Source organism: Streptomyces armeniacus (assembly GCF_003355155.1).
Classification (GTDB): Bacteria; Actinomycetota; Actinomycetes; order Streptomycetales; family Streptomycetaceae; genus Streptomyces; species Streptomyces armeniacus.
Window position 1 is genome coordinate 1,358,002 of record NZ_CP031320.1, and the last position, 26,955, is coordinate 1,384,956.

18 protein-coding genes are annotated in these 26,955 nt (G+C 73.6%); 4 read left to right on the plus strand and 14 right to left on the minus strand.

All coding sequences use genetic code 11. The features are described 5' to 3' along the window. Positions 1-3 precede the first annotated feature (3 nt). Both DVA86_RS05935 and DVA86_RS05940 read left to right on the plus strand, forming a co-directional pair. Positions 4-876, plus strand: a complete 873-nt coding sequence (locus tag DVA86_RS05935) for an NmrA family NAD(P)-binding protein (protein WP_208876363.1) — start codon at positions 4-6, stop codon at positions 874-876. A gap of 156 nt (positions 877-1,032) precedes the next feature. After that, positions 1,033-1,710 carry a hypothetical protein gene (locus DVA86_RS05940; RefSeq protein ID WP_208876364.1) on the plus strand — a complete coding sequence of 226 codons (678 nt, stop codon included), beginning with the start codon at positions 1,033-1,035 and terminating at the stop codon, positions 1,708-1,710. 51 nt (positions 1,711-1,761) lie between these two features. On the opposite strand, the gene DVA86_RS05945 is transcribed toward DVA86_RS05940, so the two are convergent. Then, complete coding sequence (locus tag DVA86_RS05945; protein WP_425470767.1) at positions 1,762-3,504, minus strand: PAS domain-containing protein; 1,743 nt, start codon at positions 3,502-3,504, stop codon at positions 1,762-1,764. Positions 3,505-3,973: 469 nt separating this feature from the next. Beyond that, positions 3,974-4,597, minus strand: coding sequence for a pyridoxamine 5'-phosphate oxidase (gene pdxH, locus DVA86_RS05950; RefSeq protein WP_208884425.1), 624 nt, complete (start codon positions 4,595-4,597; stop codon positions 3,974-3,976). A gap of 452 nt (positions 4,598-5,049) precedes the next feature. Here pdxH and DVA86_RS05955 point away from each other — a divergent pair, with 452 nt between their 5' ends. Next, positions 5,050-6,150: a citrate synthase 2 gene (locus DVA86_RS05955; RefSeq protein WP_208876365.1), complete on the plus strand. Its 1,101-nt coding sequence runs from the start codon at positions 5,050-5,052 to the stop codon at positions 6,148-6,150. Positions 6,151-6,253: 103 nt separating this feature from the next. Here DVA86_RS05955 and DVA86_RS05960 read toward each other — a convergent pair whose 3' ends face one another. The 9 genes from DVA86_RS05960 to DVA86_RS06000 form a co-directional block, all read right to left on the minus strand. After that, positions 6,254-7,810: a sodium:solute symporter family protein gene (locus DVA86_RS05960; RefSeq protein ID WP_208876366.1), complete on the minus strand. Its 1,557-nt coding sequence runs from the start codon at positions 7,808-7,810 to the stop codon at positions 6,254-6,256. Positions 7,811-8,010: 200 nt separating this feature from the next. Continuing rightward, positions 8,011-8,607, minus strand: a complete 597-nt coding sequence (locus DVA86_RS05965; protein WP_208876368.1) for a TetR/AcrR family transcriptional regulator — start codon at positions 8,605-8,607, stop codon at positions 8,011-8,013. Beyond that, a complete protein-coding gene (locus DVA86_RS05970) occupies positions 8,595-9,320 on the minus strand; it encodes an enoyl-CoA hydratase family protein (RefSeq protein ID WP_245997545.1) in 726 nt (241 codons plus the stop codon). The genes DVA86_RS05965 and DVA86_RS05970 overlap by 13 nt, the downstream gene beginning before the upstream one ends. A gap of 149 nt (positions 9,321-9,469) precedes the next feature. Continuing rightward, complete coding sequence (locus DVA86_RS05975) at positions 9,470-11,092, minus strand: 4-coumarate--CoA ligase family protein (RefSeq protein ID WP_208876371.1); 1,623 nt, start codon at positions 11,090-11,092, stop codon at positions 9,470-9,472. A 230-nt stretch (positions 11,093-11,322) separates the two neighbouring features. After that, positions 11,323-12,522 carry an acyl-CoA dehydrogenase family protein gene (locus DVA86_RS05980; protein ID WP_208876372.1) on the minus strand — a complete coding sequence of 400 codons (1,200 nt, stop codon included), beginning with the start codon at positions 12,520-12,522 and terminating at the stop codon, positions 11,323-11,325. A 103-nt stretch (positions 12,523-12,625) separates the two neighbouring features. After that, positions 12,626-14,851 carry an acetyl/propionyl/methylcrotonyl-CoA carboxylase subunit alpha gene (locus tag DVA86_RS05985; protein WP_208876373.1) on the minus strand — a complete coding sequence of 742 codons (2,226 nt, stop codon included), beginning with the start codon at positions 14,849-14,851 and terminating at the stop codon, positions 12,626-12,628. An 88-nt stretch (positions 14,852-14,939) separates the two neighbouring features. Continuing rightward, complete coding sequence (locus DVA86_RS05990) at positions 14,940-16,532, minus strand: acyl-CoA carboxylase subunit beta (protein ID WP_208884427.1); 1,593 nt, start codon at positions 16,530-16,532, stop codon at positions 14,940-14,942. Between the two features lie 53 nt (positions 16,533-16,585). Further along, positions 16,586-18,397 carry an acyclic terpene utilization AtuA family protein gene (locus DVA86_RS05995; protein ID WP_208876374.1) on the minus strand — a complete coding sequence of 604 codons (1,812 nt, stop codon included), beginning with the start codon at positions 18,395-18,397 and terminating at the stop codon, positions 16,586-16,588. Next, positions 18,394-19,236 (minus strand): TIGR03084 family metal-binding protein, encoded by an 843-nt coding sequence (locus DVA86_RS06000; protein ID WP_245996364.1) that lies wholly within the window; start codon positions 19,234-19,236, stop codon positions 18,394-18,396. Before DVA86_RS06000 ends, DVA86_RS05995 begins: the two co-directional genes overlap by 4 nt. Positions 19,237-19,350: 114 nt before the next feature. Here DVA86_RS06000 and DVA86_RS06005 point away from each other — a divergent pair, with 114 nt between their 5' ends. Beyond that, on the plus strand, positions 19,351-19,719 hold the full coding sequence (locus DVA86_RS06005; protein WP_208876376.1) for a thiol-disulfide oxidoreductase DCC family protein: 369 nt from the start codon (positions 19,351-19,353) through the stop codon (positions 19,717-19,719). A gap of 96 nt (positions 19,720-19,815) precedes the next feature. Here the strand turns inward: DVA86_RS06005 and DVA86_RS06010 are convergent, their stop codons facing one another. The 3 genes from DVA86_RS06010 to DVA86_RS06020 all read right to left on the minus strand — a co-directional run bounded on the left by DVA86_RS06010 (position 19,816) and on the right by DVA86_RS06020 (position 26,559). Further along, a complete protein-coding gene (locus tag DVA86_RS06010) occupies positions 19,816-23,013 on the minus strand; it encodes a tetratricopeptide repeat protein (protein WP_208876377.1) in 3,198 nt (1,065 codons plus the stop codon). Continuing rightward, positions 23,010-23,597 carry a hypothetical protein gene (locus DVA86_RS06015; protein ID WP_208876378.1) on the minus strand — a complete coding sequence of 196 codons (588 nt, stop codon included), beginning with the start codon at positions 23,595-23,597 and terminating at the stop codon, positions 23,010-23,012. Before DVA86_RS06015 ends, DVA86_RS06010 begins: the two co-directional genes overlap by 4 nt. Before the next feature lie 130 nt (positions 23,598-23,727). Further along, positions 23,728-26,559 carry an FAD-binding and (Fe-S)-binding domain-containing protein gene (locus tag DVA86_RS06020; RefSeq protein ID WP_208876379.1) on the minus strand — a complete coding sequence of 944 codons (2,832 nt, stop codon included), beginning with the start codon at positions 26,557-26,559 and terminating at the stop codon, positions 23,728-23,730. Positions 26,560-26,955 lie beyond the last annotated feature (396 nt).

A 26,955-nucleotide genomic window follows, 5' to 3' on the forward strand; every position in this document is an offset into this window, starting at 1 on the left:
GACATGACCATCGTCGTCACCACACCCACCGGCCGCGTCGGCTCCCGGGTCGTACGGCTCCTGCTGCAGGCGGGCGTACGGCCGCGGGTCCTCGTACGGGACCCGGCGCGGCTGGACGACGCGACCCGCGCGCGCGTGGACGTACGGCGCGGGGACCTGACGGACGCGGCGTTCGTACGGGAGGCGACGGCGGGGGCGCGTTCGGTCTTCTGGGTGGACCCGACGCCGCACACGTGCGCGGATCCCGTGGAGACCTCGCGGCGTACGGGTGCCGCCGTGGCGGACGCCGCACGCGCCGGGGACGTCGGACGGGTGGTGCTGCTCAGCAGCGGCGGCGCCGAGAAGCGGCACGGGGTGGGGCACATCGACGGCCTGGCCCGGATCGAGGAGCAACTGGACGCGAGCGGGGCGGATGTGCTGCACCTGCGCTGCGGCTACTTCTTCACCAACCTCATGTTCGACCTTGACGGGCTGGCCGACGGCGTGCTGACGACGTCGGCCGATCCGCACCAGCCGATGCCGTGGGTCGCGCCCCGCGACATCGGCGACGTCGCCGCCGCCCGCCTCCTCAGCGACGCGTGGCAGGGGCGGGTGGTGCAGGGCGTGCACGGGCCGGAGGACCTGAGCTTCACGGCCATCGCGGAGATCCTGTCCGGTGCGCTCGGCCGCCCTGTCCGGGTGCGTACGGTCACGGACGACGACGTACGCGAGACGCTGCGGGCGGCCGGTCTGCCGCCGGGCGCGGTGGAGGGGATCGTCGGGATGACGGCCGGCACCCGCGGGCTCGTACCGGAGCAGCCGCGCGAGCTGGTCACCACGACGCCCACCACACTGGCGGGTTGGGCGTACGCGCACCTCCGGCCGCTGCTCGCCTGAGCCGTAAGCCGAGTCGAGTTCCGTACGGAACCGAATCGGGCGCCGTACGGAACCGCGTACCGGACTGCGAACCGGGTGAGACGGACGCGGCGCACAGTGCGTAGAGTGGCCCGCCGCAATCGATTTCAAAGGCAACAGGAACACAGGGAGTACCTCGTGAGCGCCGTCGTCCCCATCGCTCTCGTACTGATCATCCTGATCCCCGTCGCCGGCATCGTCATCGGCGCGCGGCGACGCAAGAAGGTCGTGGCGGGCCTCAGCCAGACCGCCGCGTACGCCAAGCAGCGCGGCTGGCAGCGGACGGAGCCGGACCGGCAGATCACACAGCGCAGCCTGCTGCTGTACCAGGCCACGGGCAGCGCGGTGCTCAACATCCAGATCCAGTTCGCGGGCCAGCACCGCGGGCTGGCCTTCCAGGCCGCGCAGGTCGCGCGGCCGCCGTCCCCCCAACGTCCGACGGCGCAGTGGATCTCCGTGGTCTACGTGCCGCGGCCGGTGCCGGGGCCGCGGCTGCAACTGGCCGAGCAGAAGCTGTCGACGGCGACGTTCCTGCAGCGGGACACGCAGATCGGCGACCCGGCGTTCGACGCGGCCTTCCATGTCAGCGCGGAGGACGCCAACTTCGCGCGCACCGTGCTGCACGCCGGGCTGACGGGGGCGCTGACGCAGGACGCGCGGGCGCAGCAGAGCGTCGTCGCGTTCGAGCAGCAGCACCTCTTCGCGCTGCAGCACGGCGAACTGACGCCGCACAACCTCCAGGCGATGCTCGATCTGCTGGTGGACATCCACAGCAGCGTGCCGTGGCAGTCGGTGGGCTCCCCCGGTCAGTTCTGACCGGGGTCCGTTCCGATGCCGGCCGGTCCGGTCAGTTCCAGTCCGGTCCGGTCAGTTCCGGCCCAGCGACCGGGCCAGGTCGACCGCCGAGGCGATCCGTACGGCGATGTCCTCCGCGTACGTCGCGTCCGCGCGATCGAACCCACGGCGGCTCGCGCCGCGCAGGAACGTGGCGACGCCGAGCGTACGGCCGCGGCTGCGCAGCACGACGCACAGCCCGTGCACAGTGCCCTCCGGCCACTTCCGCGCGGTGGCCCAGCCCGCGATCGCGTTCCCCTCGCCCGGCCCGCCCTGCTGGCCCTGCGGCAGCGCGGACGCGGAGACCCCGCCGATGCTCGTACGGACGGAGCCGCCGCGTTCGAGCGCCTGGACGGCGGGGTGGCTGGCGCCGTAGCCGATCGGGATGCCGTGCCACACGCCCGGTTCCACGGGCGGGCACGGGCCGGGGACGGTGGCGGGCGTCGCGGCGGCCCGTACGAGGCGGGCGGGCGCGGCGTCCGCGCCGTTGCCGCCCTGTGCGGGGCCGCTCGCTCCGCCGGTGGCGCCCGCGCCGCTCGCACCGCCGACGCCCCTGCCGGTGCCGACGGCGTCCGTACGGCCCGCGCGGGCCGCCCCCTCGGTCGAGTCGCGCGCTCCGGACGCGCCGCCTGCCTCCGTACGGTCCTGCTCCGGGCCCAGGTCGCCCGCGCCGGGCGGCGGGTCGGCCACGAGGTCGAGCAGTGCGTGGTCGGCGAAGCCCGCGAGGGCGAAGTCCAGATGGATGGTGGCGGCCTCCATCGGGTCCTCGCACTCGGACGCGGCCCGCGCGGCGCGGTGCAGCTGGTTGTCGCGGAAGCGAAGCCGCGCGACGTCCTGTTCGTTCCGCTTGGACTGGGTGACGTCCTGGAACAGCCAGGCGACGCCGAGCGGCACCGGCTCCTCCGCCAGCGGTGAGGCCAGCCGCAGGAAGCCGCTGCGCCAGCAGCGCCGTCCGGCGCCGTTCGCGTCGTCCGGCGCGGTCGGCGCCGTGTCGGGACCGCCGCCCTCGCCGTCGCGGTCCGTCCGCAGCGTCACCCAGATCTCGGTGGGGGCGGGCGGCGCGCCCTGCGCGAGGACGTGCTGGAGGGCGTTCTCCAGCTCCTCCAGCCCTTGGTCGAGCAGCTCGCCCAGCGGCCGTCCGAGCATCGCGGCCCGCGAGACCCGCAGCGAGCGGGCGGCGTGCACGTTGACGACGACCGGGCGCAGGTCCGCGTCGACCAGGACCACGCCCCAGGTGGCGTCCTCGAACAGCGCCTCGCTCAGCGCGATCGACCGCTCCAGGTCGATCTGGGCGTGCACCTCGCTGAACGCGCAGTACACGCCCGAGGCCTGCCCGTCGGTCCCGCTCACGCCCGAGGACTGCGTGCGCACGAGCACACGGCGGCCGTCCTTGGTGAGCAGAGCGAACTCGTGCACCTGGCGACCGGGCGCGTCCATCGCGCTGAACAGCCGGGCCTCGACATCGGGGGCGTCGGCCTTGAGCACCGCCCAGCCCGCGAGTCCGCGGCGGCCGACGGCCTCCTCCTGGGTCCAGCCGAGGATGCGTTCCGCCTCGCGGTTCCAGTGGGTGACGACGCCGTCGGCGTCGAAGGCGCAGAGGGCGGCGTCCATGCCGTCCAGCAGTGCTGCCAGCAGAAGTTCGTCGTCGGCGCCACCGCCTCCGGCCTTGTCGCCGCCCGCCCGGCCGCCCGCGCCTGACGCACCGGCTCCCGGCGCGGCACCCCCTCCGCCGCCTGAGGCGGAGTGTTCGGAGTGGGTCTCGGACTGAGCAGTCACCTGGCACCCCCAGCTGGACGACGCCTGCTGCGACTCTGCGGCACGCACGGATCATTCAACTCGAACGTGACTCAGGGCACACCAGGTTCGCGCAAATTGTTGTCGCCCCGAAATTCGCTTGCGGGAGTTCGCACCCACTGCCTAGCGTGCGGAGTACACGAGAAGGGAGGTGGTTCGGACAGATGTATGACAACCGGACGCGTGAGGTGACTGCGGCCTAGGGGCCGTCGTCACAGCGTGACGCCGGCTCTGCCGGCCAATCCCATTGCAGTCACCCGGCCCGCGGGCCCGTCGGACTCGTCCGACCGGCGCCCTTCCGCAGCTGCCGAGGCTCCGGCCTCGCCGGCAGGGAGGGAGCAGCCCGCGGGCTGTCTGCTGTCCGCACGCCGGGCGCTCCGCCCGCACCGTACGGACGGCGCCCGCTCGAAGGCAGCGCCCCGGCCCTCTCGGGGGCGGAGCCGTTCGCCCCTCAGGGGCAGAGCCGCTCGACGTCCCAGCCCGCGTCCGTACGGACGTAGCGCAGCCGGTCGTGCAGCCGGTTCTCGCGGCCCTGCCAGAACTCGGCCCAGTCGACCGCCACCCGGTAGCCGCCCCACTGCGGCGGTGCCGGCACGTCCTCGCCCTCCGGGTAGCGCGCGGCAAGCTCCGCGTACATCCGGTCCAGCTCCTCCCGCGCGGCCACGCGTGAGGACTGTTCGCTCGCCCAGGCGCCCAGCTGGGAGCCGTGCGGGCGGGTACGGAAGTACGCGGCGGTCTCGTCGCGTCCGATGCGCTCCGCGCGGCCGGAGACGATCACCTGCCGGGCCACCCCGTGCCACGGGAAGAGGAGCGAGACGAGCGGGTTCTGCTCGATCTCGCGGCCCTTGCGGGAGCCGTAGTTGGTGAAGAAGACGAAGCCGCGCTCGTCGTACTGCTTCAGCAGGACCGTACGGGAGCTGGGGCGGCCGTCGGCGTCCGCTGTCGAGAGGACCATCGCGTTCGGCTCGTGCAGGCCGCTCGCGGCAGCCTCCTCGAACCACCGGGTGAACTGTGCGAACGGTTCGGGCGCGAGCTCCTTCTCGCTGAGCCCCTGCGCGCGGTACCGGGCGCGCATGACGGCGGGGTCGAGGGTGGGCTCGCCCGCGAGGGCGCGGGCGCGGGCTTGGGCGTCATCGGCGTGTGGCACGCGCATATCTTGTCGTATCGGCGACGGGCGACGCTCGAGTGTTCCCGCTCTTCTCCCTGCGTACACCTGATGGAGAGGGATCGCGGAGTGTGCCTCATGTCACCGCCCCCCGCATGTGGCGAACCCGCCAAAATCGCTTCCCGACCGCTGTGGCCTCCGGACACCGCGCGTTATCGTGTCCGTCCGGCCGAGCTGGGTGACCACCAGCCGCACGGGGCAAGACCGGGGTGACGGGCCCGGTCCGCGAGCCATCCCACACGGCGGCGGAAGCGTCCGTACCTCCCAGAAACCAGAGCTGAGGCTGACCGACCGACCCCTGGTCACCAGTCGTCGTCGACCTGTCGGCAGCACCTGCCGGCACCACCACGAGGAGCCGCCTGATGTCCGATTTCGTACCCGGACTAGAGGGAGTCGTCGCGTTCGAGACCGAGATCGCGGAACCCGACAAGGAGGGCGGCGCACTCCGCTACCGCGGTGTGGACATCGAGGATCTCGTCGGCCACGTCTCGTTCGGGAACGTCTGGGGCCTGCTGGTCGACGGCGGCTTCAACCCGGGGCTGCCGCCCGCCGAGCCGTTCCCCATCCCCGTCCACTCCGGTGACATCCGGGTCGACGTGCAGTCCGCGCTCGCGATGCTCGCCCCCGTCTGGGGCCTGAAACCGCTGCTGGACATCGACGAGGCGCAGGCGCGGGACGACCTGGCGCGTGCGGCCGTGATGGCGCTGTCGTACGTCGCGCAGTCCGCGCGCGGGCAGGGCCTGCCGATGGTGCCGCAGAAGGAGATCGACAAGGCGGACACGATCGTGGAGCGCTTCATGAAGCGCTGGCGCGGCGAGCCCGACCCGAAGCACGTCGCCGCCGTCGACGCGTACTGGACCTCGGCCGCCGAGCACGGGATGAACGCCTCCACGTTCACCGCCCGTGTCATCGCCTCGACCGGCGCGGACGTCGCCGCCTCGCTGTCCGGCGCCGTCGGCGCCATGTCGGGCCCGCTGCACGGCGGCGCGCCTTCGCGGGTGCTCGGCATGATCGAGGAGATCGAGCGTACGGGCGACGCGACCGGCTTCGTGAAGCAGCAGCTGGACCGCGGCGAGCGGCTGATGGGCTTCGGGCACCGCGTGTACCGCGCGGAGGACCCGCGTGCCCGGGTGCTGCGGCGTACGGCCAAGGAACTGGACGCGCCGCGGTTCGAGGTGGCCGAGGCGCTGGAGAAGGCCGCCCTGGACGAGCTGCACAACCGGCGTCCGGACCGCATCCTCGCCACCAATGTGGAGTTCTGGGCGGCGATCGTGCTGGACTTCGCGGAGGTCCCGGCGCACATGTTCACCTCGATGTTCACCTGCGCCCGTACGGCGGGCTGGTCGGCGCACATCCTGGAGCAGAAGCGGACGGGGCGGCTCGTACGGCCCTCCGCGCGCTACGTCGGGCCGGGGCCGCGCGACCCGCGCCAGGTCGACGGGTTCAGCGACACGGCGCGCTGAACGGGGCGGCGGGCGGCCCGGCGTCGTACGCCCCCACACGGCGTACGCGGAGCGGACGCCGCCCCGCCCGGCCCGCGCCCGCCCGGGCCCCGGCCGTCCGCGGCTAGGCGGGCGCGTCCGGCACTGGCGTACCGGCCTCCGTCTCGGCCTCCGGCCGCTCCCGTACGGCTGCCGCGCCGTCGCCCGCCGCCGGCGGGTCGGTGTTGAGCGAGTCGATGAGCGCGTCGCGGTCGCTGTTCCCGTCGGGGCGTACGAGCGCGATGCCGATGTACAGCAGCAGGGACGTGACGAGCGGCAGGCCGACGATGGCGGCCTCGGACTGGCCGTCCATGCCCCACTTCACGACCGTCCACACGCCCATCCCGCCGGCCCAGGAGACGAGGGCGGCGAGCGGCCCTGCCTGCCGGAACCAGGGCAGCATGCCCAGCATCAGCGGGATGGAGATCGGGCCCATGGTCGCGGCGACCATGGAGACGACGACGTCGAGTACGAAGCCCTCGCCGCCCGTAGCGATGGCGATCGTCATGCTGAAGGTGACGAAGAGGACCGTCGTCACGCGCGCGAACGTCAGCTGGGCGCGCTCCGTCAGCGATTTGACCTTGGGTACGAGCACGGGCGCGATGTCGCGGGTGATGACGGCGGTGATGACGTTGGTGTCGGAGGCCACCATGGACATGGTGTTGGAGAAGAACCCGGCCAGCAGCAGTCCGATCAGCCCGGCGGGGAGGAGCTCCTGGGCCATCTCGATGTACGACTGCTCGGAGTTCTCCAGGCCGGGCACGATCAGCGGCGCGGCGAACATCGGGAGGAAGACGATGAACGGCCACACCAGCCACAGCCCGCTGGACAGCAGCGCGGAGCGCCTGGCCTGGGAGCCGCTGGGCGCGGACATGTAGCGCTGCGCCAGGTTCCACATGCCGCCGTTGTACTCGAAGGTCTTCACCAGCAGGAACGCCATGATCAGCGTCGTGGACACCGGTCCGGCGACCGGGTCGGAATGGCCCTCCGGGAGGTCGTCCCACATCGTCCACAGCGAGGAGAAGCCGCCGAGCTCGCTCATGACGGCGAACAGCATGGTGAACCCGGCGAGCAGCTGGATCACGAACTGCCCGAAGTCCGTGAGGACGTCGGCCCACAGCCCGCCGACGGCCATGTACGCCATCGTCGCGACGCCGGTGAGCCCGATGCCCCAGGCCATCGGGATGTCCGCGAAGCCCTGGAGCAGTACGGAGATCGCGACCCACTTGGCCGCGATGTCCACGACCTTGAGCGCGGCGCCGCTGTATGCGAGGACCTGCTGGGTGGGCAGGTCGTAGCGCCGCGCGAGGTACTCCAGCGGGGACTTCACGTCGTGCTTGGCCCGCAGCCGGTTCCAGCGCGGCGCGAACAGGAAGGCGCCGACGCCGATTCCGAGCCCGATGGTCAGCGCCCACCAGATGTAGACGGTGAGCCCGTGGTCGTACGCGATGGCCGCGAAGGCGACGAACATGACGGCGCTGTAGCCCGACACGTGGTGCGAGATGCCGGACAGCCACCAGGGGATGCGGCCGTCGCCGGTGAAGAAGTCGGCGATGGTCTTGACCCGTTTCTTCGACCACCAGCCGATCGCGACCATCACGAAGAAGTAGGCACCGATCACGATCCAGTCGACGACGGACATCAGCGACCTTCCTGTTGTTCACCAACATGAACAAGCACCAGAGGGCTGAACAGCTCAGGTCACAGTAGAAGTGGCCTATGGGGTCGTCAATACTCCGGACACGGCCTTCATTCACGCGTCTGAACGGATGCCCGTCCGCTGTACGCGTCTGGGTACGCGCCGGGGGTGCCGTGCGCAACTGCCGCCGCGGCGGCGGGGATTCAGCGCTTCAGTACGTCGTCCAGGATCCGCGCCCACTGCGCGACGACGCGGCCGCGGCGCGCGCTGTCGTCGCTGAGCAGGTTGGCCAGGCCCAGGCCGCGCGCCATGTCCAGCAGGCCCTGCACGGTCTCCCGTACGCCCGGGGCGCGCTCGTCCGCGCCCAGCAGTTCCAGCGCCATACGGTGCGTCTCGCGCCCGATCCGCAGCTCCAGGGCGCTGACCCGCGGCCCGAGTTGGGGCTCGTACGACGCGGCCACCCACAGCTGCAGTGCGGCGCGGAACAGCGGGCCGGTGTAGAGCCCGACGACCTCCTCGACCGCCGCGCGCGTGCTCGTCGGCGCGGGCAGGCGGCGCAGGACGGCCGAGCGCTCCTCCGCGACGTACTCGACCGCAGCCGTGAACAGGTCCTCGCGGGTGGGGAAATGGTGCTGCGCCGCGCCCCGCGAGACCCCCGCGTGCTCGGCGACGACCATGACCGTGCTGCCCGACCAGCCGCGCTCGGCGAGGCAGGTCACGGCGGACTCCAGCAGCCGCTGCCGGGTGATGCGGCTGCGGTCCTGCTTGGGAGGCGCGCCGCGCACGGTCAGCTCACCCATCGGGGTTCCCGTCGTTCGAGGAAGGCGGTCATGCCCTCGCGCGCCTCCTCGGAGGCGAAGAGGCGCGCCGAGCGCTCTGCGAGGCTATCGGCCTCGCGTTCGAACACCCGCAGCACCTCCGCCGTCGCCAGCCGCTTCGACTCCGCGAGGCCCTGCGGCGAGCCGCGCCGCAGCCCGTCCAGTACGGGTGCCAGGGCCGCGTCCGGGTCGTCGGCCGCGAGCGTCACCAGTCCGATACGGGCGGCCTCCGCGCCGTCGAAACGCTCCCCTGTCAGGAAGTACCGTCCCGCCGCGCGCGGGTCGAGGCGCGGCAGCAGCGGCATCGAGATGACGGCAGGCGCCAGCCCGATACGCGCCTCCGTGAACGCGAACGTCGCACGCGGCCCCGCCACCGCGATGTCGCACGCCCCGAGCAGGCCCGTGCCGCCCGCGCGTACATGCCCGTCCGCGAGGCCGACGACCGGCTTGGGGAAAGCGACCACCGTACGGAGCAGCCGCGCCAGGTCCAGCGCGGCGCCCGGCCCGTCGGCGGGCGCCGCGGTGGCCTCGCTCAGGTCGGCGCCCGCGCAGAACGTGCCCCCGGTGTGCGTAAGCAGCACCGCGCGCGCGGAGTCGTCCCGTTCGGCCGCCTCCAGCGCGGCGTACAGCTCGGCGACGAGGCGTGCGGAGAGCGCGTTGCGGTTGTGCGGGGAGTCCAGGGTGAGGGTGGTGATGCCGTGCGCGGAGGCGGTGCGTACGAGGGGCGCCTGGCCTCCGGCTGATGTCCCTCCGTCCGATGACCGTCCGGCCGATGTCCCTCCGTACGCGTCCGCCGTGCCGGGCTTTCCGGGGCCTGTCGTGCTGACCTTCTCGGGTTCCGTCGTCACGTACGCCTCCCCTTCTCGTCCTTCTCACGCAGTTGCCGCCGCAGGATCTTGCCGCTGGCGGCACGCGGCACCACGCCGACGAACTCCACCTGCCGCACCTTCTTGTACGCCGCCACCCGCCCGGCCACGTACGCCAGCACCTCGTCCGCCGTGACGGCCACGTCGCGGCGCGGCACGACGAACGCCTTCGGCACCTCGTTGCCGTCGCCGTCCGCCACTCCGATGACCGCCGCGTCCGCGATGCCCGGGTGGGACAGCAGGACGGCCTCCAGGTCGGCGGGGGCGACCTGGTAACCCTTGTACTTGATCAGCTCCTTGACCCGGTCGACCACGTACAGCCAGCCGTCCGCGTCCACCCACCCGATGTCCCCTGTGTGCAGCCAGCCGTCGGCGTCGATCAGCGCGTCGGTCTCGCCCGTGAGCCCCAGGTAGCCCTTCATCACCTGCGGCCCGCGGATCCAGATCTCGCCCTCCTCCCCCGCGCCCAGGTCCGCACGCACACCCGTGCCCGCGCCCGTGCCCATGCCTCCGTCGGTGCCGTCCAGCGCCACGATGCGCATCTCCGTGCCCGGCAGCAGCTTGCCGACCGTCCCCAGGGGCGCGTCGTGTGCGGCGCGCGGCACCACGTGGGTGCCGGGTGACAGCTCGGTCATGCCGTACGCCTGCATCACCGTCGGCAGCCCGAGCCTGCGCGCGCACAGCCCGCTCAGCTCGGCGTCGAGCGGTGCGGCGGCGCTCACCAGGTACTCCACGGACGACAGGTCGTACGCGTCGACCGCCGGGTGCTTGGCGAGCGCGAGCACGATGGGCGGCGCCACGTACAACGCGTTCACGTGGTGCTTCTCGACCGCCGCGAGGAACTGCTCCAGTTCGAAGCGCGGCAGCACGATCACGGTCGCCCCGGCCCGTAGCGGCGCGTTCATCAGCGCGGTGAGGCCGTAGATGTGGAAGAACGGCAGCACCGCCAGCACCCGGTCGCCCGGCCCGCTGGGGACGAGCGGCTGCAGCTGGGCGAGGTTGGTGGCGATGTTGCGGTGAGTGAGCATCACGCCCTTGGGCAACGCCGTGGTGCCCGAGGAGTAGGGCAGCGCGGCCACGTCCTCGGCGGGGTCGACGACGACGTGCGGCTCGGGCGCGGTGGACTGCCGCAGGTCCCGTACGGACCGGTGGCCCTCCGCCTCGTCGCAGACGAAGATCTCGCTGACGCCGCCGGTCCGTTCCGCAGCCGTACGGGCGGTGTCCAGCAGCCCGGCGACGGTGACGATCCAGCGGGCGCCCGAGTCCTGCAGCTGGCGCGCGAACTCGTCGGCCGTGCACAGCGGGTGTACGGGTGTGACGGCGGCGCCCGCCATGCTGGCGGCGTAGAACACCGCCGGGTACGCGAGGCTGTTCGGGCTGTGCAGCGCCAGCACGTCGCCCTTCCGCACACCCGCGTCCGCGAGCCCCGCGGCGAGCCGCCGGGTGAACGCGTCGAGCTGCGCGTAGCTGAGCGAGGTGCCGTCCACCGCGTCGATCAGGGCCGTACGGTCCCCGTGCTCGGCGGTGGAACGGGCGAGCACCGCTTCGTGGATGGGCTGGTCGACGAGCGGGACGTCTGCGTACTCGCTGTGGAACACCATGGCGGTCCCTCCGGGGTCGGGCCTGGCCGGCGCCGGCCGATCGGCCGGTGCGGGCTGGGTACGGGCCGTGCTCGTGCTCGTGCGGTCGCGTGCGTGCTGTCCGGCCTGCCCGCCCTGCGGGCGGTGCGCCGTCGCCTTCGCCTTCCGCCTTCCGGCTTCCGGCTTCCGGCTTCCGGCTTCCGGCTTCCGGCTTCCGGCTTCCGGCTTCCGGCTTCCGAACGGTCAGCGGCTCAGTACGACTTGGGCAGGCCGAGGCTCTGGTGCGATACGTAGTTCAGGATCATCTCCCGGCTGACCGGTGCGATACGGGCGACGCGCGCCCCCGTGATCATGGAGGCCAGGCCGTACTCGCGGGTGAGGCCGTTGCCGCCCAGGGTGTGCACCGCCTGGTCCACGGCCCGTACGGCTGCCTCGCCCGCCGCGTACTTCGCCATGTTCGCCGCCTCTCCCGCGCCCGTGTCGTCGCCCGCGTCGTACAGCTGGGCCGCCTTCCGGGTCATCAGCCGGGCCATTTCGATATCAATGTGTGCCTGCGCGAGCGGATGCGCAATCGCCTGGTGCGCACCGATCGGGTCCTTCCACACCTGGCGCGTGTTCGCGTAGTCGACCGCCTGCGCGATCGCGTACCGGGCCATCCCGAGCGCGAACGCGGCCGTCATGACGCGCTCCGGGTTGAGCCCGGCGAACAGCTGGAGCAGCCCCGCGTCCTCGTCGCCGACCAGCGCGGACGGCGGCAGCCGTACGTCCTCCAGCACCAGCTCGAACTGTTTCTCCGGAGCGAACAGTTCCATGTCGATGGCGCTGCGCGTGAAGCCGGGCGCGTCCCGCGGGACGATGAAGAGGCACGGCTTGAGCCTGCCCGTCTTCGCGTCCTCCGTACGGCCCACGATGAGCGTCGCGTCCGCGATGTCCACGCCGGAGACGAACACCTTGCGGCCGGTGAGCACCCAGTCGTCGCCGTCCCGGCGTGCGGTGGTGGTGATCCGGTGCGAGTTGGAACCGGCCTCCGGCTCGGTGATCCCGAACGCCATCGTGCGGCTGCCGTCGGCCAGTCCGGGCAGCCACTCGCGGCGCTGCTCCTCGGTGCCGAAGCGGGCGATGACGGTGCCGCAGATGGCGGGCGAGACGATGAGCATCAGCAGCGGGCAGCCGGCGACTCCCAGTTCCTCGAGGACGATGGCCAGTTCCGTGATGCCCGCACCGCCGCCGCCGTACTCCTCGGGCAGGTTGACGCCGAGGTAGCCCGCCTTGGCGGCGTCGGCCCACAGCTCGTCGGGGTGCCGGCCGTCGCGGACGACGTCCTCGAAGTAGGCGCGGCCGTAGCGCTTGCCGACGGCGGCGACGGCGGCGCGCAGGGCGCGCTGCTCGTCGGTTTCCAGCATGGTCCCGAGCGCGGCGGTGCTGTCGGCGGCGGCGTGACTGGCGGTCATACGGGTCCCCTTGGGTCGGGTGCGGGCGGATGGGCGGTGCGTGTGGTCCGTACGGTGCGCGAAATGCGTCCGTACGGTGCGTGCGTACGGTGCGTGCGTACGGTCAGGGTGCGGCGGCCGGTGCGGCCGTCCCCTCGGTGGCTCCGGCGGCCCCGGCGGCTTCAGTGGCCTCGGTTGCCTGGGCGGGTGCGCCGTCGGCGGCCGTGGAGTGCGCGGCGGCCCCGTCGGCCCCGTCGGGCTCCCCGACGACCGCCAGCACCACGCCCACCTCGACCTGCTGGCCGACCTCGGCGTGCAGCGCCCGCAGTACGCCCGCGGCGGGGGCCGTGAACTGGTGCTCCATCTTCATCGCCTCCAGCCACAGCAGCGGCTGCCCCGCCGCCACCGGCGAGCCCACGGTCAGTCCGTCCGCGATCCGTACGACGGTGCCGGGCAGCTGGGCGAGCAGCGAACCGGGCTCCGTACGGGCGGCCGTGTCGGGGAAGCGGGACAGCGCGGTGAAGGCGCAGGCACCGAGCGGCGAGTCCACGAAGACGCGAACGGCCGTGCCGGGGGCGCCCGTTGCGCCGGTGGCCTCCGCGTACACGCTGACCTCGAACGTACGGTGCACGCCGGCCACGTCCAGGACTACGCGGTCCGGTGCCGCCTCCACCAGCCGTACGCCGGGGAAGCCGTCGGCGGCGAGTCCGTCGCGGGTCAGTGCGTACGAGACGGTGTGCTCGGCGCCGTCCGGCTCGGAGCGGTAGCTCTTGCACTGCGGCTGCGACGGCACGTTCCGCCAGCCGCCGAGGCGTGCCGGGACGGCCGGGGCGGCGGCCGAGGACCGCCGCGCCGCCGCGTCGGCGAGCGCCGCCGCGAGGGCGGCGAGCCGCCGCGGGCCGCAGCGGCCGGCGGCGTCCGCGCCGTCGGCGGCGTCGGCGGCGCCCGTGGTGCCGTCCGCGTCGTCGTCCGCGCGCGCGGGTGGTGCGGTCAGTGCGTCCAGGTGGCGGTCGTAGAAGCCGGTGTCCAGCCGGGCGGCGGCGAAGTCCGGGTGCCGCAGGGAGCGTACGAGCAGCTCGCGGTTGGTCACCGGGCCGTGGACACGGGCCCGTTCCAGCGCGCGGGCCAGCGCCCGGACGGCCTCCGCGCGCGCGGGCGCCCAGGCGATCACCTTGGCGAGCATCGGGTCGTAGTGCACGGACACCGTGCCGCCGTCCGCGATCCCGGAGTCCAGCCGCAGCCCGTGCGCCACCGTACGGTCGCCGCCCGGAGCGGTGGTCGCGCCCGGCACGTCGAGCCGGTGCAGCACGCCCGTCTGCGGCTGCCAGCCGCGCGCCGGGTCCTCCGCGTACAGCCGCGCCTCGACGGCGTGGCCGCGCGGCGACGGCGGCTCCGCGGGCAGCCGTTCGCCCTCGGCGACGCGGATCTGCAGGGCCACCAGGTCCAGCCCGTACACGCACTCCGTGACCGGGTGTTCCACCTGCAGCCGGGTGTTCATCTCCAGGAAGTACGCGCCCCCGTCCGCCGCGCCCTCGCCTGTGGGGAGCAGGAACTCGACGGTGCCCGCGCCCTCGTAGCCCACCGCGCGCGCGGCGCGTACCGCCGCCTTGTGCAGCGCCGTCCGCTGCCCGTCGGTCAGCCCGGGCGCGGGCGCCTCCTCGACGACCTTCTGGTGGCGGCGCTGCAGCGAGCAGTCCCGCGTCCCGAGCGCCCACACCGTGCCGTGCCCGTCGGCGAGCACCTGCACCTCGACGTGCCGCCCGCGCTCGACGTACGGCTCGACGAAGACCTCGCCGTCCCCGAACGCGGCGGCCGCCTCCGCGCGCGCGGCGGTGATCTCGCCCGGCAGGGCGGCGAGTTCCCGTACGACGCGCATTCCGCGCCCGCCGCCGCCCGCCACCGCCTTCACCAGCAGCGGCAGCTGCTCCGCACGCGCGTCCTCCGCCCGTACGGGTGCCAGCAGCGGCACGCCGGCCGCCGCCATCAACTCCTTGGCGCGGGTCTTGGACGCCATCGCGTCCATCGCGTCCGGCGGGGGGCCGATCCACACCAGGCCCGCGTCCCGTACGGCGCGCGCGAACGCGGCATGCTCGGACAGGAAGCCGTAGCCGGGGTGCACGGCGTCCGCGCCCGCCGCCAGCGCCGCCCGGACGATCAGGTCGCCGCGCAGGTACGTGTCGGCCGGTGCGCTGCCCGGCAGCCGTACGGCCGCGTCCGCCTCCCGTACGTGCGGCGCGTCCGCGTCGTCGTCCGCGTACACCGCCACCGTGCCGAGGCCCAGTTCGCGGCAGCTGCGGAAGATGCGCCGGGCGATCTCGCCGCGGTTCGCGACCAGTACGGATTCGATCACTACGCCACCCACCTGCTCAGCCGTTCACTGTCTTGACCGTTTGATCGTCTGACCGTTCGCATGCCGGATGTCCAACGTGCGCGCCCGTTCACATCCGGAAGACGCCGAAGCCGCCCCGCGCTCCTTCGACGGGCGCCGTGTGGATCGCCGACAGGCACAGCCCGAGCACCGTGCGCGTGTCGCGCGGATCGATCACCCCGTCGTCGTACAGCCGGCCGGACAGGAACATCGGCAGCGACTCCGACTCGATCTGCTCCTCGACCATCGTGCGCAGCGCAGCGTCGTTCTCCTCGTCGTACGGCTGCCCCTTCGCCGCCGCCGACTCGCGCATCACGATGGACAGCACGCCCGCCAGCTGCTGCGGGCCCATGACGGCCGACTTGGCGCTGGGCCAGGCGAAGAGGAAGCGCGGGTCGTAGGCGCGGCCGCACATGCCGTAGTGCCCGGCGCCGTAGCTCGCGCCCATCAGCACGGACAGGTGCGGGACCTTCGAGTTGGACACCGCGTTGATCATCATCGCGCCGTGCTTGATGATGCCGCCCTGCTCGTACTCCCTGCCGACCATGTAGCCGGTCGTGTTGTGCAGGAAGACCAGCGGGATGTCGCGCTGGTTCGCCAGCTGGATGAACTGCGTGGCCTTCTGCGACTCCTCGCTGAACAGCACCCCGCGCGCGTTCGCGAGGATCCCCACCGGATAGCCGTGCAGCCGTGCCCAGCCGGTCGCCAGGCTGGCGCCGTAGAGCGGCTTGAACTCGTCGAACTCCGAGCCGTCCACCACGCGCGCGATCACCTCACGCGGGTCGAACGGCACCTTCAGCTCGCCCGGCACGATGCCCAGCAGCTCGTCCTCGTCGTACCGGGGCGGTGCGGCGGGCGGCGGATCGGCGTGCGCCTTGCGCCAGTTCAGGCGGGCGACGACGCGGCGGGCGCGGTGCAGCGCGTCCGGCTCGTCCACCGCGAAGTAGTCCGCGAGCCCCGACGTACGGGCGTGCATCTCGGCGCCGCCCAGCTCCTCGTCGCCGGACTCCTCGCCGGTCGCCATCTTCACCAGCGGCGGCCCACCGAGGAACACCTTCGACCGCTCCTTGACCATGATCACGTGGTCGGACATGCCGGGCACGTACGCGCCGCCCGCCGTGGAGTTCCCGAACACGACCGCCACGGTGGGGATTCCGGCCTCGGAGAGCCGCGTGAGGTCGCGGAAGAGGGCGCCGCCGGGGATGAAGATCTCCTTCTGGCTGGGCAGATCGGCGCCGCCGGACTCGACGAGGCTGATACACGGCAGTCTGTTCGCATAGGCGATCTCGTTCGCGCGCAGTGCCTTCTTCAGCGTCCAGGGGTTGCTGGCGCCGCCGCGTACGGTCGGGTCGTTCGCGGTGATCAGGCACTCGACGCCGGACACCGTGCCGATGCCGGTGACGAGGGAGGCGCCCACCGTGTAGTCGCTGCCCCAGGCGGCCAGCGGCGACAGTTCGAGGAACGGCGTGTCCGGGTCGACCAGCAGCTCGATCCGCTCCCTGGCCAGCAGCTTCCCCCGCTTCCGGTGCCGGGCGACGTACTTCTCGCCGCCGCCCGCCGTGGCCTTGGCGTGCTCCGCCTCCAGCTCGGCGAGCTTGCCGAGCATGGCGGCGCGGTTCTCGGCGTACGCGGGGGACGCGGTGTCCAGCGCCGTACGCAGCACGGGGGCGGCGTCGGCCTGCGCGCTCCCGGGAGCGGCGGATACGTTCGTAGTGGTCACGGCAGCAAATCCTCCGGTATGTCGACGTGCCGCGCCCGCAGCCACTCGCCGAGCGCCTTCGCCTGCGGGTCGAAACGGGCCTGCGCGGCGACGCCCTCGCCGAGGAGGCCGTCGATGACGAAGTTGACGGCGCGGAGATTGGGCAACAGGTGCCGGGTGACGGGCAGTTCGCGTACCTCCGGGAGCAGCTCGCGCAGCCGCTCCACGGTCAGCTCGTGCGCCAGCCAGCGCCAGGCTTCGTCGCCGCGCGGCGTCTCGGGCACCCACACGCCGACGTTCGCGCTGCCCCCCTTGTCCCCGCTGCGTGCGCCCGCCAGCGCCCCGAGGGGAGCGCGCCGTACAGGGCCGGACGGCAGCGGCGGCGGCAGCGCGGGGTCGCCGACGGGCGTGAGCTCCCTCGTACGTGCCGGGTGCGGGATCGCGCGCCGTTCACCGTCCGGCAGCACGGCCGTGTGCGGCACTTCCGCCGCGGGCACGTACGCAGCCTCGAACACTCCGTACGGTGCGCCCTTTCCGGGCGGCGCGGTGACGTGGAAACCCGGGTAGCTGGCGAGCGCCAGCTCGACGGCGGCGCCGCTGACAGCGCGCCCGACGACGGCCTCGTCCGGGTCCCGTACGACCAGCCGCAGCAGCGCGCTCGCCTCCTCCTGTACGGAGGCGTCCGCGTGATCCGTACGGGCGAGCGTCCAGCGCACGTCGGCGGGCGGTTTCGCGGCACCCGTCCCGCTGCTGAAGTGCGCCGTCATCTGCTCCCGTACGAGTGCGGCTTTCTCCTCGACGTCGAGTCCGGTCAGGACGAACACGACCTCGTTGCGGAAGCCGCCGAACCGGGTGAGCCCGGCCTTCAGCGTGGGAGGCGGCGCCTCCCCGCGCACGCCCTCGATCCGCACCCGGTCCGTGCCGTCCTGCGTCAGCCGTACGGTGTCCAGCCGCGCCGTCACGTCCGGGCCGGCGTAACGGGCCCCGGCGGTCTCGTACAGCAGCTGCGCCGTCACCGTCCCCACGGTCACCGCGCCCCCCGTACCGGGGTGCTTGGTGACCACGGCGGTGCCGTCGGCCTGGATCTCGGCGAGGGGGAAGCCGGGGTGTCGCGCGTCGACGCGTTCGCGCGCGAAGAAGGCGTAGTTGCCGCCGGTCGCCTGCGTACCGCACTCCAGCACGTGCCCGGCGACGACCGCGCCGGCGAGCGCGTCCAGGTCGCCCTCGCCCCAGCCGAAGTGCGCGGCGGCGGCGCCGCTCACGAGGGCGGCGTCGGTGACGCGGCCGGTGACGACGACGTCGGCACCCGCGCGCAGACAGGCGGCGATTCCGGCGCCGCCGAGGTACGCGTTGGCGGTGAGGTACGCGTCGGCCGTGCGACCGCTGCCCGTACGGTCGCTGCCCGTGAGGCCGCTGTCCGTACGGTCGCTGTCCGCGCCGCCGCCGTCCCCGCCCGGCAGGAGGTCGCGCCGGGCCAGCAGGTCGTCGCCCTCCACGTGGGCCACGCGCACGGGCACCCCCACGCGCTCGGTCAACTCCCGTACGGCGGCGGCGAGTCCCGCCGGGTTCAGACCGCCCGCGTTGACGACGAGCCGCACGCCCCGCTCGTGGGCCAGGCCGAGGCACGTTTCGAGCTGGCGCAGGAAGGTCTTGGCGTATCCCGCCCGCGGGTCCTTCATCCGGTCGCGGGCGAGGATCAGCATCGTCAGCTCGGCGAGGTAGTCGCCGGTCAGCACGTCCAGCGGGCCGCCGGCGAGCATCTCGCGGAGGGCGTCGAAGCGGTCGCCGTAGAAGCCGGAGGCGTTCCCGACGCGCAGGGGGCCGCTCACCGGTGCGGCCCTTCGTCCGCGTCGCGTTGCGCGGGGCGGCCCGGTCCCGGCGGGCCCGCGAACGCCTGGGCGATCTCCAGCCAGCGGTCGGCGTCGGCGCCCTCCGCGGTGAGCGCGGTGTCGTCCCGGTGGGTCCGCTGGGTGACGAGGCGGCAGAAGTCCCACGCGGGCCCCGTCACGCGCTGTCCGGCGTCCTCGGGGCCGTACGCCCACACCTCGTCCGGCGCGCCCGTCCCGTCCGGCGGACGGAGCTCGACGCGGAACGGCTCGGCGGGCGGCTCCAGGCCGCGCACGGCGTACGCGAAGTCCCGCGTCCGTACGCCGATCCACGCCACGTGCCGCAGCCGCGCCGTCGGTTCGCGGCGTACGCCCAGGGCGTCGGCGACGTCCTCGCCGTGCGCCCACGTCTCCATCAGCCGCGCCGTCGCCATCGCCGGGGCGCTCATCGGCGGCCCGAACCACGGCACGCGCCGCCCCTTCGGCAGGCCGTCCAACTCCCGTGCCAGCTCGGAGCGTCCGCGCCGCCAGCGCTCCAGCAGCTCGGCGGGCGGCAGCGCGGCGCCCTCCGCGGCGCCGTCGTCCACGAACGTGCCCGGCGCCGCGAGCGCCTTTTCGCCCTCCCTACGGAAGCCGTTCTCATCCCGTACGGCGAGCAGCGCGCACATGTCCGTCCACGCCAGGTGGGCGATCTGGTGCGCGACCGTCCAACCGGGGGCGGGCGTCGCCGTCTGCCACGCCGTCGCGGGCAGTTCGGCGACGAGGCGTTCCAGCCCGTCCCCCTCGGCCCGCAGATCCCCGACCACCGCACCCGCACCCGTATCGGCACCCGCACCGGCCACGCCGCACTCCCGTCAACGCGCTGCTGTCGGGTCCGAGAGTGGCAGCCCTCCGAAAAACAATCAAGCATGCCTGCATGATTTTATGACCGGCGAGTAGAGGCACATGATGGAGGCATGCGTACGGAACCCGTCCTCGTCTACGACGGCGACTGCGGCTTCTGCACCACCTCGGTGCGGTTCGCCGAACGCCGTCTGCGCCCGCGCTGCGCGGCGACCCCCTGGCAGTTCGCGGACCTGGAAGCGCTCGGCGTCACCCGGGAGCGCGCCGAGCACGAAGTGCTGTGGGTGACGCCGCCCGGCACCGTGTACGGCGGCGCACAGGCGGTCGCGAAGGTGCTGCTGAGCGCGCCCCGCGCGTGGCCGCTGCTGGGCGGTGCGCTCATGCTGCCTCCCGTACGGTGGCCGGCCCACGGGCTCTACCGCCTGATCGCCAGGAACCGCCACCGCATGCCGGGCGGCACGGCGGCCTGCGCCGTCCGCTGACGGCCGCCGCCCCAACGGCCGTCCGCCTGCGGGACGTCGTACGCACCTTCCCGGCCGGGAGCTGAGCGGCTGGGGAGGGAAGCGGCCGGGGGTGCGTCACCGTTCCGCTTCGGCGGCCTGCCGGCGGAGCCAACGTCGGCGGCCGACGGCGTTGATTCCGCTCGGTACCGCCAGCACCAGCAGCACAACCACCACACGGGCCGCGAATGGCGTGTCCGGCACCGTCAGCACGTGTGCCGTCAGTACGGCAGCCGCCGCAAGCAGTGCCCGTACGACGTCCCGCCGGTCGAATACCGTGCGGTACCGCAGGCTCTCCGCACGGGCCGGGTCCTTGCGTGCCGTGCCGGGAAAGAGTCGCAGCCGGAGCCACCCGAGCCAGCCTCGCCACCCGTCCGTCCCGGCCGCGTTACGGGCCAGCCGCAGGCAGGCCAACGCCGTTTTCGTGCGGTCGCGGTCCCCCAGGGAACGGAAGCGGACGACGGCGCGCGCGTAGGCCGTTTCCCGTTCGTGCGGCCGGCCGAGGCCCTCGTACGCGTGCCCGAGCCAGAGCAGGTCTTCTCCCTCGCCCTCGGCGGCTTCCGCGTCCCCGGCCGCGGCACGCTCACCGTGCAGGCTCGCGGCTTCGGTGAGCAGCGTGACCGCGTCCGCATGACGCCGCTCCTTGACCAGCGCGACGCCCAGGGCCCACAGCAGGGAACGCACGCCCCCCTCGTCGTCCCGCGCGCGGTACGACTCGACGGCCCGTTCCAGTGGTGCGACGGCCTCTGCCCAGCGCTGCTCCTCGACCAGCTTCAGTCCGAGGAGACTCAGGGTGGAGGCGGCCCGGGGCTCGCCGGCGTCCTCGAACGCGGCGGCGGCCAGCCTGCGTTCCTCCAGGCACCGCTCGGTCTCGCCCAGGTCGTCCAGCGCGCCGGCCAGCACGTTCAAGGCCTCGCCTTCGCCGAGTCGCCCTCCGAACTCACGGAAGAGTTCCAGCGCGAGCTCTGCCTCGGCGACGGCCTCCCCCGGCCTTCCGGCCACGCTGAGCAGGTGGCCGATCTGCACCAGCGCCTCCGCCTCGTTCCGGGGGTCGGCGTTCTCGCGTGCGACGTCACGCGCCGCACGCTGTGCGTCGAGTGCCTCGTCCAGCCGGCCTGCGGTCCTCAGGACGACGCCCATGCTGTGCAGAACGCGGGTCTCCAGGTGCGCGTCGCCGGCCGTACGGGTCGCGTCCATGGCCTGCCTCAGGACGTCGAGCGCCTCCGTGTTCCGCTGCCGGCGGTGCAGCAGACCGGCCAGGGCGGTCAAGGAATGGGCCTCTCCGGCACTGTCGCCCATGTCCCGGCAGAAGGAGACGGATTTCGCGTACGCCGTCTCGGCCTCGCCGTGGCGGCCCGCGTCGGCCAGTGCGTTGGCGAGGTTGTTCAGATCGACGCACTCAGCCTCGCGGTCGCCGGCGGAACGGCTGGCGGCCAGGGCCGCGGTGTGGACGGCTATCGCCTCGTCAAAGCTCCCTGCCGCCCGGAGGGTCGAACCGTAGCGGCGTAGCAGCCGGGCGTCCTCGCCGGAGGCGCCCGAACGCCGGTGCGCCTCGCGGGCCGCGGCGTGTGCCTCCAGCGCCTCGTCGAAACGGTGCAGCACCTGCAGCGCGCTGCCGGCGGCGCTCAGGGCCTGCGCCTCACTGGCGGAGTCCTCCAGTTCACCGTAGAGCCGCGCGGCATGGCGCAGCGCGTCCGTGGCTGCCTCCGGCAGATTCGCCGTGTGCAGGGCGGTGCCCAGAATGTCGGAGGCCCATGCCTGCAACAGGAGGTCGCCGTCCGCTTCCGCGGCGTCGACGGCAGCGGTGGCGACCCGCAGCCAGTCCTCCCGGTGGTGTCGCATCTCGAGGTACCGGGACAGCTTCGCGGCCAGTGTGACGCACGGGCCGGCGGCTCCCAGGTACTCGAACAGGAAGACCGTGGTGACGAGGTTGTCGCGTTCCTCGTCGAGCCAGGCCAGCGCCGACGCCCGGTGGTCGAAACGCGGACTGGGTGCGGCGTCGGGCTGCAGATGGGACGCGGCCGCGCCCGTGGTCTGGTGGTAGTGGTTGGCCAGCAGCACCAGCGCCTCGCCGCCGTCCTCCCCTTCCGGCTCCTCCAGACGGCGTTCGTCGGCGTATTCGCCGACGAGGTCGTGCATACGCCAGCGGTCGCCGCCCGGGTCGGTGTCAAGCAGGTTGGCCCGCGCCAGGGCGCGGAGGAGCGGCCGCGTCCCGGCTTCAGTGGCGTCCAGCAGGCGGGCGGCGGCCGGCGCGGAGATGCTGTCGTAGACCGACAGCGGGAGCAGCCGGAACAGCCGCGCCTGGTCGGCCGGCAGCGCGGCGTAGGACAGGCCGAACGCGGCCCGTACGCACCTGTCCCCGCGCTCCAGTCCGTCCAGCGTCCGTGTGGCGTCCGCCAGTTCATCGGCGAGATGGGAGAGCGGGCGCCCCGGGGTGTCGGCCAGGAGGGCGGCGACGATGTGCAGGGCCAGCGGCAGATGGCCACAGAGCGCGGCCACGCGGGCGGCCTCCCCGGCCTCCTCGTCCACCCGCGCGTACTCCGGTCCCCGCTTCCGGCGCAGTTCCGCGCGGAGGAGGTCCAGGGACGCGTCGGGGGTGAGCGGGCCGAGATCGTGCAGGGTGACGTTGGTCAGGTCGGCGAGCGTGTGGCGTGACGTCACGAGGGCCGGTACGCGCGGGTCGCCGGGCAGGAGAGGCAGGACCTGTTCGGTGGAGGCGGCGTTGTCGATGACGACGAGAACGCGGCGGTCCCGGTCGGCGTACGCGGTCAGCGCCGAACGGTAGAGGCGGGCCAGGTCCTGCGCGTCGTCGGGGAGGTGTTCGGCGGACACGCCGAGCATCGCGAGGAAGGAACGCAGGGCCCTCTGGGGCGGCATCGGGCCGCCTGCCTCGTCGTGCCGGTAGCCGTGCAGGTCGACGAAGAGGACACCGCCCGGGAACCAGCCCTCCTCGCGGCAGGCACGGTCGGCGGCCTGGAGGACGGCCTCGGTCTTGCCTACACCCGGCAGTCCGGCGACGGCCGCCACCGGGGCGCCGGCCTGCTCCGGCTGCGGGGCCAGTGCGGCGGCAAGCCGCTCGAGCAGGTCCGCGCGCCCGGCGAAGGCCCCGGAGCGGGGCGGCAGTCCGCTCATCGCCGGGGGGATGTCGCGCGGCAGGTGCAGGGTGACGTTCTCGCCGAGGGCGACAGGGCCGAAGAAGGTGCCGCCGCTGATCTCGTGGCGGGGCTGGCCCCGGTGTCGGACAGCAGCGCCGTCGTCGACCGACCGTGGCGTCATCTCCCGGGCCCGGCCGGCGGCAGGCTGCGGCCCGCGTTCCCGTCCCGGCCGTCCGTACGGTCCGGGTGCTCCGTACGGTCAGGGCCGTCCGTACGGCCTTCCGTACGGCTGTCCGTACGGACGTCAGTGCGGCCGTCGGCGGCCGGGTGCGCCGGACCGGTGTGGAAGGTCGTGCCGTGGATGTTCTCGGCCATCTGGACCGGGGCGTGGAAGGTGCCGCCGCTGATCTCGAAGCGGTTGCGCTCCCCCTGGTGCGGCCGCGGCAACTCGTCGACAAGCGCCTGGAGTTCCACGGCGGCGGCCTCCCGCTCGCCGTCGGGGAGCGAATCGAGCAGCCTCTCCAGGCGCTCCTGCCAGGCGCCCTCGTGCCGCGCCCGGAGGGCGGCGGCCTCCTCGGCTTCCGCGGCGGCCAGTGCGGCAGCCGTACGGTCCAGCCCGGCCAGCGCGCGCTGCTCCTCCTCCGTGCCGCCGCGCCCGACAAGGCCCGCCAGCCTGGACCGCAGCTGCGTCCACGCGTCCGTACCGGCCGCCTGCACCACCGCGGTGCCTCCGGCGGCGGCCAGCGCCACCAGGGCTTCCGACATCCTCTCCCCCTCCTGTCGGCACACACGCGCCTGCGGTCCCCCTTCGAGCCCGCCGGGTCGCGCGACTCGAGCTCCCAAGTCTTCCCCGGCGGGCGCCACATCACACCGGCGGCCCGTCACGCCTCCGCCGTCACCCCAGCCCTTCCGCCAGGACCTCCGCCAGGTGGCGGCTGCGCTGGCCGCCCAGCTGTTCCAGCTGGGTGCGGCACGAGTAGCCGTCGGCGAGGAGTTCCGTGGCCGGGTCGGCGTCCAGGGCGGTGCGGACGGCGGGGAGCAGCTGGTCGTCGGCACAGGACGCCGAGACGTCGTAGTGGCCCTTCTCGAAGCCGAAGTTGCCCGCCAGGCCGCAGCAGCCGGAGCTCAGTTCGCCGGTCAGTCCGGCCCGTTCGCGCAGCCTGCGCTCGGCGGCGTCGCCGAGGACCGCGTGCTGGTGGCAGTGGGTCTGCCCGGCGACCGGGCGGTCGACGCGGGGCGGCGCCCAGTCCGGCGCGTACTCCTCCAGGGTCTGCGCGAAGGTCCGTACGGCGTCCGCGAGGCGCCGCGCGCGCGGATCGTCGCCCAGCAGCTCCGGCAGATCCGTACGGAGGGCGGCCGCGCACGGTGGTTCCAGAACGGTGACCGGGAGGCCGGCGTCCAGTGCGGGTTCGATGCGGTCTAGCGTCCGGCGCATGACCGTGCGGGCTTGGTCGAGCTGGCCGGTGGAGACGTACGTGAGGCCGCAGCACACCTGCTTCGGCGGTACGGCGATTCCCAGCCGCGCGTCACGGAGGACCCGTACGGCGGCGGTTCCGGCCTCCGGGGAGAGGTAGTTGGTGAAGGTGTCCGGCCAGAGCACCACCGTACGGTGGTCGTCCGGGTGCGGCTCCCGTACGGGTGTGCCGCGCTGCTGCCGCCACCACCGGGTGAACGAGGCGTGCGGCAGCGCCGGCAGGTCGCGTTCCGGTGCGAGGCCGCCGAGGCGCTTCCCGAGGGAGGCGAGCGGGCCGATCCGCGCGCCCGCGTTGACGAGCGGCGCCGTACGGGTCGCGTCCGCGAGCCGCAGCCACAGGGGGAGCCGGCCCATGGAGTAGTGGGCGGCCGGGCGGCGCCTCCCCTCGTAGTGGTGGTGCAGGAACTCGGCCTTGTACGTGGCCATGTCGACGCCCACGGGGCAGTCGCTCCGGCAGCCCTTGCACGAGAGGCACAGGTCCAGTGCCTCCCGTACCTCCTCCGACTGCCAGCCGTCCGTGACGACTTCGCCCGCAAGCATCTCGTGCAGCAGCCGAGCGCGGCCGCGGGTGGAGTGCTGCTCCTCGCCGGTGGCGCGGAAGGAGGGGCACATGACGTGCGCGCCGGCAGCCGTGTCGCGGCACTTGGCGACGCCCACGCAGCGCCGTACGGCGGCGGAGAAGTCGCCACCGTCGTGCGGGTAGCCGAACTCGACGTCGACGGGCTGCCGCGGCAGCGGCGCGAAGCGCAGGTTGTCGTCCATGCGGTCCGGGCGCACCAGCATGCCGGGGTTGAGCCCGGCGGCCGGGTCCCACAGGTCCTTGAAGCGGCCGAAGAGGCCGACGAGTTCGGGCCCGTACATCTTCGGCAGCAGCTCCGCCCGCGCCTGCCCGTCGCCGTGTTCGCCGGAGAGCGAGCCGCCGTGGGCGACGACGACGTCGGCCAGGTCGTGCGAGAAGTCGCGGAAGCGCTGGATGCCATCGCCGGTGAGCAGGTCGAAGTCGATCCGTACGTGGATGCACCCGTCGCCGAAGTGCCCGTACGGCAGCCCGCGCAGGCCGTGTTCGCGCAGCAGGGCGCGGAAGTCACGGAGGTACGCGCCGAGCCGCGCGGGCGGTACGGCGCAGTCCTCCCAGCCCGGCCACGCCTCGCTGCCGTCGGGCAGCCGGGTGGCGGTGCCGGAGGCGTCCTCCCGTACGCGCCACAGGGCCCGTTGCCCGGCCGGGTCGGTGACCACCGCGTGGCCGGTGGTGCCCTCGCGCGCGGCGCGGCACAGCTCCTCGGCGCGGGCCCGCGCCTCCGCCGGGCCGTCTCCGCCGACCTCGGCGAACAGCCAGGCGGCGCCCTTCGGCAGGGCCGCCCGTGCCGCGTCGCTCACCAGGTCGTCGGCCATGCCCTCGACGGTCAGCGGCCGGTGCGGCAGGAGCGCGGCGGCGGCCTCGGCGGCGGTGCTCTCGTCGGCGTATCCGAGGACGGCCAGCGCGCGGGCGCCCGGCGCCTCCACCAGCCGTACGGTGGCCTGCGTCAGCACGCCGAGCGTGCCCTCGCTGCCGGTGAAGGCGCGGGCCCAGTCCTCGCCGTTCTCGGGCAGCAGCTCGTCCAGGGCGTAGCCGGAGATGCGGCGGGGCAGCTCCGGGAAACCGGTGCGCAGCCGGGCGAGTTCGCCCTGTACGAGCCCCCGCGCGCCCTCGCGCAGCCGGCCGGGCACGCCTCCGCCGCCGCGGCCGAGGACGGCGCGTTCGCCGCCGTACGTGAGCACGTCCAGCTCACGTACGTTGTCCGCGGTGGTGCCCCAGGCGACGGAGTGGGACCCGCAGGAGTTGTTGCCGATCATCCCTCCGAGGGTGCACCGGCTGTGCGTGGACGGGTCGGGGCCGAATGTCAGCCCGTACGCGGCGGCCGCCGCCCGCAGGTCGTCCAGGATGACGCCGGGCTGGACGAGCGCTGTGCGCGCGTGCGGGTCGATGGCCTCGATACGGGTCATGTGGCGCGTGAAGTCCAGGACGACGCCGATGCCGGTCGCCTGCCCGGCGATGGACGTGCCGGCGCCGCGCGCCAGAACGGGCACACCGCGCGCGCGGCAGACGGAGAGGACGGCCGCCACGTCGTCGGCGTCCCTGGGGGCGACGATTCCGAGGGGGACGCGGCGGTAGTTGGACGCGTCCATCGTCATCAGCGCTCTGCTGGCCGTGTCGAACTCCACCTCGCCTCGTACGGAGCCGCGTAGTGCCTGCTGGATGTCCGCCGCTTCCATCGCGCTCCCTGGGTTTCCCGCGCCGCCGCCCGCGGCGCGTGCCGCGTCCGCTGTGCGTGCTGTACCTGTGCCTGTGCCTGTGCCTGTGCTTGCCGTGCCTGCCGCGTCCGGTGTGCCTGCCGCGTCTGCTGCTGCCATGCCCCCAGCGTGCCCGCTGGAGCGCCCGGCACCGCACCGCCTCACCGGGAGCTGCCGGGCCGAGGCCGCCGCCCGGGTCACCGCCGGGGCTTACCGGGCGCTCGAAGAGCGTCTCCAGGACCACGATGTGCGCCTCCTGGATCTCGGCAGCGGTGGCGAGCGCGGCGTAAGCCTGCGTGGCGGTAGTTTGCTTGGCGCCCGTACGAAACTGAAAAGCCCCCCGCAGGCCCCAAGCCCCCGACAGCGCCCAGCGTTTCC